Origin of the sequence: Streptomyces odonnellii (assembly GCF_000981895.1) — a bacterium.
Classification (GTDB): Bacteria; Actinomycetota; Actinomycetes; order Streptomycetales; family Streptomycetaceae; genus Streptomyces; species Streptomyces odonnellii.
On sequence record NZ_LATD01000195.1, the window covers coordinates 1 to 9,643 of the forward strand.

The 9,643-nt window shown below is 69.4% G+C and carries 7 protein-coding genes; 2 read left to right on the forward strand and 5 right to left on the reverse strand.

The window, feature by feature from the left end; all coding sequences use genetic code 11:
* Positions 1-1,888: ABC transporter ATP-binding protein (locus WH07_RS18985; protein WP_046501317.1), on the forward strand; the 1,888-nt coding region annotated here is incomplete at its 5' end.
* Between the two features lie 97 nt (positions 1,889-1,985).
* On the opposite strand, the gene WH07_RS18990 is transcribed toward WH07_RS18985, so the two are convergent.
* From WH07_RS18990 to WH07_RS19010, 5 genes are all read right to left on the reverse strand, one after another.
* Positions 1,986-2,786 carry an SGNH/GDSL hydrolase family protein gene (locus tag WH07_RS18990; RefSeq protein ID WP_046501319.1) on the reverse strand — a complete coding sequence of 267 codons (801 nt, stop codon included), beginning with the start codon at positions 2,784-2,786 and terminating at the stop codon, positions 1,986-1,988.
* Between the two features lie 85 nt (positions 2,787-2,871).
* A complete protein-coding gene (locus WH07_RS18995; RefSeq protein WP_046501320.1) occupies positions 2,872-3,567 on the reverse strand; it encodes a 4'-phosphopantetheinyl transferase family protein in 696 nt (231 codons plus the stop codon).
* Positions 3,564-4,415: a metallophosphoesterase family protein gene (locus tag WH07_RS19000; protein ID WP_046501327.1), complete on the reverse strand. Its 852-nt coding sequence runs from the start codon at positions 4,413-4,415 to the stop codon at positions 3,564-3,566. The genes WH07_RS18995 and WH07_RS19000 overlap by 4 nt, the downstream gene beginning before the upstream one ends.
* Positions 4,416-4,553: 138 nt before the next feature.
* Positions 4,554-6,404, reverse strand: coding sequence for an ABC transporter ATP-binding protein (locus WH07_RS19005; protein ID WP_046501322.1), 1,851 nt, complete (start codon positions 6,402-6,404; stop codon positions 4,554-4,556).
* The gene (locus tag WH07_RS19010) at positions 6,382-8,136 is read right to left on the reverse strand and encodes an ABC transporter ATP-binding protein (protein ID WP_046501323.1); all 1,755 of its coding nucleotides are present in this window, start codon (positions 8,134-8,136) and stop codon (positions 6,382-6,384) included. The genes WH07_RS19005 and WH07_RS19010 overlap by 23 nt, the downstream gene beginning before the upstream one ends.
* Before the next feature lie 274 nt (positions 8,137-8,410).
* On the opposite strand from WH07_RS19010, the gene WH07_RS19015 reads away from it, so the two are divergent.
* Positions 8,411-9,445, forward strand: a complete 1,035-nt coding sequence (locus WH07_RS19015; protein ID WP_046501325.1) for a GDP-mannose 4,6-dehydratase — start codon at positions 8,411-8,413, stop codon at positions 9,443-9,445.
* Positions 9,446-9,643 lie beyond the last annotated feature (198 nt).

The following is a 9,643-nucleotide window of genomic DNA, read 5'->3' on the forward strand; positions in this document are numbered from 1 at the left end:
ACGCACCACCGCCCCCGGCGCGCCGCCCGGGACCGCCGCGCCGCTGCGGGTGCTGCTTCGCTACGCACGCCCCCATCGGGCCGTACTGAGCGCGACCCTGCTGCTCGTGCTCGCGGCCAGCGCCGCCGGGCTGGTGCAGCCGCTGGTGGCTCAGCATGTGCTCGACGGGCTCAGTGACGGGCGCGGGGTGCTCGGGCCGGTGATCCTGCTCGCGGCGCTCGTGGTGCTCGGCGCCGGGCTCACCGGGCTCCAGTCGTGGTGGCAGCAGCGGACCTCGGAACGAGTGGTCCGGCAGATCCGCCGCGACCTGGTGTTCCGGCTGATCCGGCTGCGCGTGCCCGAGCTGGACCGCCGTCCGCCCGGCGACCTCATCGCCCGGGTGACCTCCGACAGCGCCCTGGTGCAGAACGCCGCCACCGAGGGCCTGGTGATGGTCGCCAACGGCGTGCTCAGCATCCTCGGAGCGGTGGTCCTGATGGGCGTGGTCCATCTCGGACTGCTCGGGGTGACCGCCGGTGTCCTGCTCGCCGTCACCCTGGTCATGATGCTCATCCTGCCCCGGATCCGGGAGGCGGTCGCCCGCTCGCAGGAGTCGGTCGGCGCGGTGGGCGCCGCGCTGGACCGTACGCTCGGCGCCGCCAGAACCGTGAAGGCCAACGGCGCGGAGGGCAGGGAGACCGCTCTCGCCGGCGAGGCGATCGAGGGCGCCTATCGCGCGGGCCTCACCGGTGCCCGCTATGTGGCGATGGTCAAGGTCCTGTCCGGGGTGTCCATCCAGGCCGCGTTCCTCGCCGTGCTCGGTGTCGGCGGCGCCCTGGTCGCCTCCGGCGGACTCGACGCGTCCGCGCTGATCGCCTTCCTGCTGTACGTCTTCTATCTGGCCGGCCCGGTCGGCTCCCTGGTCGCCGGGCTGAGCATGCTGCAACAGGGGCTCGGTGCCGTCGGCCGTATCGAGCAGGTCAAGCACATGCCGGTCGAGGACGACGTCGACACCGACACCGACACCGGTTCCGACAGCGATGCCGGCACCGGTACCGACGCCGTTGCCGGCACCGGCGGTGAGCAGCAGGCCGCGGGAGCGCGTCCGCCCGCCGCGCCGCCGGTCGAGTTCCGCGACGTACGGTTCTCGTACCCCGGCCGGGCGCCCGCCCTGCGCGGCATCTCGTACACCGTGCCCGGTGGCACGCAGACCGCGCTGGTCGGACTCTCCGGCGCGGGCAAGACCACCATGTTCGCGCTGCTGCAACGCTTCCACGAGCCGGACTCCGGCCGGATCCTCATCGACGGCGTCGACATCGCCACCCTGCCCCGCGCCGAGGTGCGCCGGCGTATCGCGTATGTGGAGCAGGAGTCGCCCGTCATGGCGGGCACGATCGGGGACAACCTCCGCTACGCGGCCACCGGGGCCTCGGACGAGGAGATCGCCGAGGTCCTGCGGCTGACCAGGCTCGACACTCTGATCGAGCGCCTTCCCGACGGGCTGCGCACCGCCGTCGGCAACCGCGGGGTGACCCTGTCCGGCGGCGAGCGGCAGCGGCTTGCGATCGCGCGGGCCCTGCTGCGCCGGCCCGAGGTGCTGCTGCTCGACGAGGCCACCGCCCAACTCGACGCGAGCAACGAACGGGCGCTGCGGGAGGCGGTGGACCAGGCGGCCCGGCGCTGCACGGTGATCCTGATCGCGCACCGGCTGTCCACGGTGACCGGGGCGGACCAGATCGTGGTGCTCGAACACGGTCTGGTGCGCGCTGCGGGAACCCACCGGGAACTGGTGGAGGCCGATGTGCTCTACCGCGAACTCGCCGCCTCCCAGATGCTTGTCAACGAGCCGGACGGATCGAACACCGACAGCGGCGGAATCGGCGGCGAACTCGTCGAAGCACCACACTGAACCGTCGGGCCGGCCAAAACAGCGAGGGCGTTCCGCCGAAGTGGCGGAACGCCCTCACCTTGAGCCACGCGCTATTCGTTGAGACCGGTGCTCACGGTCACCCGACGAGCGATTTCAGCGCCGCGAGATACCCGTCGCGGTGCCCCGCCGTATTCGGGTGGTAGGACTCATTGATCTTGTCCCATTCAAGGCTGGTCACCCAAGGGGTGCCACCCGAGCAGAGCGTGTGCGGGTCGAATACCGGCCGGGCGTCCAGGAATGTGAAACCGGCCTCCGCCGCACGGGCGGACATGATGCTCGCCAGGGTGTCGGCCGCCGAGTTCATGGCCGAGCGCTCGGTGTCGCTCAATCCGAATATTCCGCAGTTGCCGCGAATGGTGTAGAGCCGCGGATAACCGATGACGACGACTCTCGCGTTGGGCGCCTTGGCCCGTACCGCCGCGTAGGTCTGTGCGAGCGCCGGGGAGAGGTAGGCATGCGCGGCCTGCTTCGCCAGCTCGACGCCGTTGACGCAGTCCCGGTCGTCGATGGTGAGGATGCAGTTCGCCAGGACATCGACGAAACCGACATCGTTGCCGCCGACCTGGAGCGTCACCAGCGTGGTGTCCGCCGTCAGTTGGGGAATCTGCGTACTGATCACATCAGCCGTGGTGGCGCCGGAGCACGACGCCTCCACGAACGCGACCGACGGGTGCTGGGCCGCCCAGAGCCGGGGGTAGGCCAGCGGGCCGCGGCGGCATTCGGCGTTCGGATCGTCGTACGTCCGGGTGCCGGGGGCGACGGCGTACGAGTCGCCGAGCGCCACGTACTTGCCGTCCGCGGCCTGTGCCGAGGTCGAAACCGTGACCGCCGCGACCAATGCCAGCAGGACGGTGAAAAGTGCCTTCAATGAACGCACGGAAATACGTCTCCAATGGTGGGGGCATGGACCCGTCATGGATAGCAGTCCAGAGCGTCAAACTGTTGGCGTGTTCATGAAAAGGTTATGACGTCTCAAGGGGCATCTCAAGAGGCACATGGATAGCGGTCGCCACCAGCCCGCGCCCCGCCGTCCAGCGTCCCGAGAATTCATCGTGCCGACGGTTTCCCACCACAGGACCCGGTACGAGAAGCCGTGCGGTAAAAGTCCGTTCGACCGGATTGATGTCGATGTCCGCCTCGGAGAAATCGAGTTCGCGGCCGGTGAGCGGATACCACACCTTGAAAACGGTCTCCTTGGCGCTGAAAAGCAGCCGGTCCCAGCTCACTTCGGGATGACGCTCCGTCAGCTTCGCTATCCGCTCCGCCTCGTACGGCAGCGCGACGGCCTCCAGCACGCCCTCCGGCAGCGGCGCGTCGGGCTCCGCGTCGATGCCCAGCGCCGCCGTGGCGTTCTCGCCCGCCGACCGGGCCACCACCGCCGCGCGGTAACCGTCGCAGTGGGTCATGCTGCCGACGATGCCGTCCGGCCACTGCGGCGCGCCCCGCTTGTTGGGCAGCAGCGGTACGGGCGGCTGCCCGAGCCGGTGCAGCGCCCGCCGGGCCAGGAACCGTACGGTGGTGAACTCCCGCTGCCGCTTGGGCACCGCCCGTGCCACATGCGCCCGCTCCTGCGGGAACAGCGCGTCCGCGGCCCCGGCCGCCGTATCGTCGTACGCCGCCTCGGCCGCCACCGAGGCGGGCAGGATCTCCCCGATCACCAGACACCCTCTCGGCCGGCCGGCAGCGGCAGGATCTGCCGCAGCGGCTCCCGGGGCGGGCGCTTGCGCCACTCACGCGGATAGCCCACCGACACCTCCTCGAAGCGGACGCCGTCGTACCAGGTGACCCGGGGGATGTGCAGATGCCCGTACACCACCGTCGCGGCCCGGAACCGTACATGCCAGTCGGCGGTCAGCTCGGTGCCGCACCACTGCGCGAACTCCGGGTAGCGCAGCACCCGGGTGGGCTCGCGGACCAGCGGGAAGTGGTTGACCAGGACCGTACGCAGCGCCGGGTCCACGGCCGCGAGCCGGCGCTCGGTCTCCGCGACCCTCGCCCTGCACCAGGCGTCCCGTCCGTCGTACGGGTCCGGGTGCAGGAAGCGCTCGTCGGTGCAGACGATGCCCGCCTCGGTCGCCACCTTCAGCGACTCCTCCATGGTGGTCGCGCCGGGCGCCAGGAACGAGTAGTCGTACAGCACGAACAGCGGCGCCACCGCCACCGGACCGCCCGCGCCCCGCCACACCGGATACGGGTCCTCGGGCGTGGAGATCCCCAGCTCCCGGCACAGCTCGACGAGACGGAGATAGCGCTTCTCGCCGCGCAGATCGCACGGGTCCTGGGGATGTGTCCACAGCTCGTGGTTGCCGGGAGCCCACACCACCCGGGCGAACCGTTCGCTGAGCAGCCGCAGCGCCCACTCGACATCGGCGTACTTCTCGGCGACATCGCCGGCGACGATCAGCCAGTCCTCGTCGGAGTCCGGCCGCAGCGCCTCGACCAGAGCGCGGTTCTCGTCGTACACGACATGCAGATCACTGACGGCAAGGAGCCTTCCGTCGGACACAGCACCGTCCCCCTCGTTGGTGTTCCCATCGGTCTTCGGGCGCCCGACCGGCCGGGCCGGCGCGCCCACCCTGCGAGATTACGCGGAAACACATGACGCGGCCCGGGGCACCGTGTTGCGGGCAGATGTCGGGCGTGGTCAGCCGCCGGCCGGCAGCGGCGCGGTACGCGGAGCCGCCGCGCGGGCCGAGTGCAGCCGTGCGTACAGGCCCTGACGCCTGATCAGCTCGTCATGCGTGCCGCGCTCCGCGATCCGCCCCGACTCCATGACGACGATGAGATCCGCGTCCCGGATCGTGGACAGCCGGTGGGCGATCACAAAGCTGGTCCGGCCCGCGCGCAGGGTGTTCATGGCTCGCTGGATGAGGACCTCGGTGCGGGTGTCGACCGAACTTGTCGCCTCGTCGAGCACCAGGACCGCCGGATCGGCGAGAAACGCCCGGGCGACCGTGATGAGCTGCTTCTCACCGGCGCTGACGCTCGACGACTCGTCGTCCAGCACGGTGTCGTAGCCGTCGGGCAGCGTACGGATGAAACGGTCCGCGCAGGTCGCGCGGGCGGCGGCGACGATCTCGTCACGGGTCGCGCCCTCGTGCCCGTACGCGATGTTCTCGGCGATCGTGCCGCCGAACAGCCAGGTGTCCTGGAGCACCAGACCGAACCGCGACCGCAGATCGTCCCGGGTCATCGAGGCGGTGTCCGTGCCGTCCAGCAGGATGCGGCCCTCGTCGACCTCGTAGAAGCGCATGAGGAGATTGCCGAGGGTGGTCTTGCCCGCGCCGGTCGGGCCGACGATCGCGACCGTACTGCCCGGCTCGACCGTCAGCGACAGATCCTCGATCAGCGGGGTCTCGGGGGAGTAGCGGAACGACACCCGGTCGAACCGCACCCGGCCCCTGATCTCGCCGGGCGTGGCCGGGCGTACGGGATCGGGGTCCTGCTCCTCCGCGTCGAGCAGGGCGAACACCCGGGCCGCGGAGGCGATTCCGGACTGGAGCCGGCCGGCCACACTCGCCACCTGGACGATCGGCTGGCTGAACTGCCGGGAGTACAGGATGAAGGCCTGGACGTCGCCCAGGGTCAGGGCGCCGCTGACGACCTTCCACGCCCCCACCACGGACACCACGACAAAACCGAGGTTGGCGATGAACATCATGGCGGGCTCGATGGAGCCGGCGGCGAACTGCGCCTTCGCACCCGCCCGGTACAGCGCCTCGTTCTGCGCGTCGAAGTCCCGCTCGGCCTCCTCGCGCCGGCCGAAGCCCTTGACCAGCGAGTGGCCCGTGAAGATCTCCTCGACATGCGCGTTCATCGCGCCGGTGGCGGCCCACTGGTCCGCGAACCGGGGCTGGGCGCGCTTGCTGATCCAGGCCGCGAGCACCGCCGACACCGGCACGCTCGCCACCATGATCAGCGCCAGCGACGGGGAGAGGACCAGCATCAGGATCAGCATGGTCCCGATCGAGAGAACCGAGGTGATCAGCTCGGCGAGGGTCTGCTGAAGGGTCTGCTGGAGATTGTCGACATCGTTGGTCGTACGGCTCAGCACCTCGCCCGCCGGATGCCGGTCGAAGTAGCTCAGCGGCAGCTTCCCGAGCTTCTCCTCCGCCCGCTCCCGGAGCCCGAAGACCACCCGCTGGACGACGGCCGCGACAAGTCGGCCCTGCGCGAGCATGAAGAGCGAGGCCGCGACATAGAGCGCGAGCAGGATCAGCAGCAGATCGCCGACGCGGCCGAAGTCCACCCCAGCCGCCGCGCTCTGACCGTCCGTCAGAACCCCTTCGACGATCAGGTCGGTGGCTTTCCCGAGCAGCAGCGGGCCGAAGGCGTTGCAGCCGATCCCGGCGATGCCCATGAGAAGAGCCATCGCGATACGGGCGCGGTGCGGCCGGAGCAGTCCGAGGAGCCGGCTGCCCGTCCCGCCGGACTCCGGCGGGACGGGGCCGGCCGGCGGGGAATCCGGCTGGTCAGGGCTGTCCGGCGAGACCATGGACGGCCTCCTCCTCGGTGAGCTGGGAGAGCGCTATCTCGCGGTAGGTCGTGCTGTCGCGCAGCAGCGCGTCATGGGTGCCGGTGGCGACGACGCGCCCGGCGTCGAGCACCACGATCCGGTCGGCGTGCCGCACCGTGGCGACGCGCTGGGCGACGGTGAGCACGGCCGCCCCCGCCGTCTCGGGCGCCAGGGCGGTACGGAGCGCGGCGTCCGTGGCGTAGTCGAGCGCCGAGAAACAGTCGTCGAAGAGGTAGATCCCGGGCCGGCGCAGCAGGGTGCGGGCGATGGCCAGCCGCTGGCGCTGGCCGCCGGAGACATTCGTACCGCCGCGGGCGACCGGTGCGTCGAGTCCGCCGGGCATGGCCTCGACGAAGTCCGCTGCCTGGGCGGTACGGAGGGCCTGCCACAGCTCCTCGTCGGCGGCGTCCGGATTCCCGAAGCGCAGATTGCTCGCGACGGTCCCGGAGAACAGATACGCCCGCTGCGGCACGAACCCCACCGCGCGGCTCAGCACTCCGGGGTCCAGCTCCCGTACATCGGTGCCATGGACCCGTACCGAGCCCCCGGTGACATCCATCAGCCGCAGGACCAGATTGAGCAGGGTCGTCTTGCCGCTGCCGGTGCTGCCGAGGATCGCCACGCTCTCGCCGGGCTCCGCGCGCAGATCGATCCCGTGGAGTATCGGTTTCTCGGCGCCCGGGTAGCGGAACTCGGCCCCCCGGATGTCGAGTCCGCCGGCCGTGCCCGAAGGCCGTACCGGAACGGCGGGCGGGCGCACGCTCGTCGGGGTCGCCACGATCTCCTGGATCCGCTCGGCGGACACCTTCGCGCGCGGCACCGACAGAAACACGAACGCGATCATCACGACCGACATCAGGATCAGCGAGAGATAGCTCAGGAACGCGCTGAGCGCGCCGATCCCCATGGTGCCGCTGTCGATCCGGTGGGCGCCGACCCACAGGATCGCCACCATGAAGCCGTTCATCAGCAGCAGGACCACCGGGAGCATCGACGCGATCAGCCGGCCCACCCGCCGTGACACATCGAAGAGTTCGGTATTCGTCCGGGTGAACCGCGCACGCTCATGGGCGTCCCTGACGAAGGAGCGCACCACCCGCACCCCGGTGATCTGCTCGCGCAGCAGCCGGTTCAGCCGGTCGAGACAGGTCTGCATCCGCTCGTAGAACAGCCCCATACGGGCCAGGAGCAGACCGAACGCGACACCGACGACCACCACCAGGACCACCAGGATCAGCGCCAGTGGAACGTCCTGCTGGAGCGCCAGCACCACACTGCCCAGGCACATCAGGGGCGCCGACACCACGATGCCGAACCCGGACTGGGCCAGTGTCTGCACCTGCTGCACATCGTGGACGGTCCTGGCCATCAGCGACGGCGTACCGAAGCCGCCCACCTCGCGGGCGGAGAAGTCCAGCACCCGGCGGAAGACCACCGAGCGGATGTCGCGGCCCATCGCCATCGCCGTACGGGCGCCCAGCGACACCGCGCCGACCGCCGCCGCGATCTGTACGAGCGCCACCGCCACCATGACCGCGCCGGCCCGGGTGATGTAACCGCTGTCCCCGGCGACCACCCCGCGGTCGATCAGCGCGGCACCGAGCGTCGGCAGCAGCAGGGTGCCGAGGATCTGCACGAGTTGCAGAAGAACCAGCAGGGCCGCCGACCGCCGATAGGGGCGCACATGAGTTCGCAGAAGTCCGAACAGCACGGAAAGACACTCCGGTTGACAGAGCCGGCCCGGACGCCGACGCACACAGTGCACCGCATCCGGGGCCCGAAAATCCCTAGTGTTACCGGCGATCCGTCTTCACCGCGGTGCCCGCACTCGGGAATTCCCTAGTAAGCCCGGGTTTTCTTGACACCGGTGGCGGCGGCTTGCGAGCGTGCCGGTGTCTATCGTCCGGACAGAAGCGTATTCGATGCGAGGTCGTCGACCCAGCTCTGCGTTTGGGCGGTCTCTCCGTGGTCGAGAAGAGGTAGGTATGTCCAAGCGAGCGCTGATCACTGGAATTACCGGGCAGGACGGTTCCTATCTGGCAGAGCATCTGCTGTCCCGGGGCTATCAGGTCTGGGGATTGATCCGCGGCCAGGCCAACCCGCGGAAGTCCCGCGTCAGCAGGCTCGTATCCGAACTGTCGTTTGTGGACGGCGATCTGATGGACCAGGGCAGCCTGGTCTCGGCCGTCGACACCGTGCAGCCCGACGAGGTCTACAACCTCGGCGCGATCTCCTTCGTCCCCATGTCGTGGCAGCAGGCGGAGCTGGTCACCGAGGTCAACGGCATGGGCGTGCTGCGGGTCCTCGAAGCCATCCGGATGGTGAGCGGTCTCAACAGCTCGCGCACCGCCTCCGGCAGTGGCCAGATCCGCTTCTACCAGGCGTCGTCCTCGGAGATGTTCGGCAAGGCGGCCGAGACTCCGCAGCGCGAGACGACGCTCTTCCACCCGCGCAGCCCGTACGGCGTCGCCAAGGCGTACGGCCATTTCATCACCCGCAACTACCGCGAGTCCTTCGGGATGTACGCGGTCTCCGGCATGCTCTTCAACCATGAGTCGCCGCGCCGCGGTTCGGAGTTCGTGACCCGGAAGATCTCCCTCGCGGTCGCCCGGATCAAGCTCGGACTCCAGGACAAGCTCCACCTCGGAAACCTGGACGCGGTCCGCGACTGGGGCTTCGCCGGCGACTACGTACGCGCCATGCACCTGATGCTCCAGCCGGACGAGCCGGACGACTACGTGATCGGCAGCGGCACCATGCACTCGGTCAGGGACGCGGTACGGATCGCCTTCGAGCACGTCGATCTGAACTGGCAGGACTACGTCGTGATCGACCCCGAACTGGTGCGCCCCGCCGAAGTCGAGGTGCTCTGCGCGGACAGCGACCACGCCCGTACCAAACTGGGCTGGAAGCCCACCGTCGACTTCTCGGAACTCATGCGGATGATGGTGGACGCCGACCTCAATCAGGTCTCCCGCGAACACGAATACGGAGATCTTCTGCTGGCTTCCAACTGGTAGCGGAACTTGCGGGGCCGGGGAAACTAGGGATTTCCCGTCACGGTTACCACGACACTCGCCACATGGCTTTCCTGATTCGGCTGCAAAGCCATGTGGCTTTCTTCTTGCCGCAAGCATGACGCCGCAATGCACAACGAGCGCGGGATGTCCGGCGTGATTCATGTTCGGCCGCTGGCTGTCGAGATGGGTTGAGTTGAG